The organism is Anaplasma phagocytophilum, assembly GCF_023476575.1.
In the GTDB taxonomy this organism is placed as follows: domain Bacteria; phylum Pseudomonadota; class Alphaproteobacteria; order Rickettsiales; family Anaplasmataceae; genus Anaplasma; species Anaplasma phagocytophilum_A.
The window spans coordinates 1-765 of record NZ_JAHLEX010000186.1; the positions used below are offsets into that span (position 1 = coordinate 1).

Sequence of the window (765 nt, forward strand, 5' to 3'; positions counted from 1 at the left end):
AACTTACAAAAATACAAGATGAAAATGACAAGTTTCCTGCTGTAACCTCACTGAGAACGATAGCCTCACATGCAAAAACTTTTCTGGGTAATTCTGTAATTATCACATACGCAGCAGATTACGATGATGCAAAAAAAGTAACATACAAAGCACAGAAAGTACTCAAGAATGCATCCCTACCCCCGCAAGTTTTTCCGTTCTCAAACACATAGCATTCAAAAAAAACACTAAAAAGTAATTTACCCCTTTTAGAGCGTTATATACTCTAAAAGGGGCATTATTAAAGTAGGGAGATCATCGCCTAAAACACTCAGAAGCGCAAAATTATATTAATCAAAGTATCTCAGCGATTTTTCGGTATAATTCTACCTACCGCGACCACCTCCTTTTACAGGCTGATGGCCTTCACTTTGAGGAGCTTCTGGTTGAGATCCGTCTCTTTCCCTAGCAGGAACACCCGATCCTATGCCAGAGTCTTGCTTTTCATGTGCCGCTCCTTCATCACCCTTCTGTGCTTCGACTGCTCCTTGTAATCCCTCTGCAGCTTTTGCTAGTTCATCTTTGAACTCTTCAGAGGAGAGTATCGGGGAAGGAGATGTTTTGCCTGAGGTAGATTCCAGAGCACCTTCTTTCGTAGAACGCAACTTACCCTTTTGTGCCTGCAGAGCAGATGCAAAAGAGCTACCCTCTGTTACACTCGGGCCTTTATCAGAACCTAAACCTCCTTTAGGATATAAACTACTTGTCCTAGTTGGAATTTGAGGT

General features: G+C 42.0%; 1 protein-coding gene and 1 pseudogene. One reads left to right on the forward strand and one right to left on the reverse strand.

What is annotated here, in order from left to right:
• Nucleotides 1–212 (forward strand): glycoside hydrolase TIM-barrel-like domain-containing protein (locus KPX09_RS05460; protein WP_249549330.1); only part of this gene is annotated, 212 nt, incomplete at its 5' end.
• A gap of 153 nt (nt 213–365) precedes the next feature.
• On the opposite strand, the pseudogene KPX09_RS05465 reads toward KPX09_RS05460, so the two are convergent.
• A pseudogene (locus KPX09_RS05465) lies at nt 366–765 on the reverse strand (hypothetical protein); the annotation flags it as partial.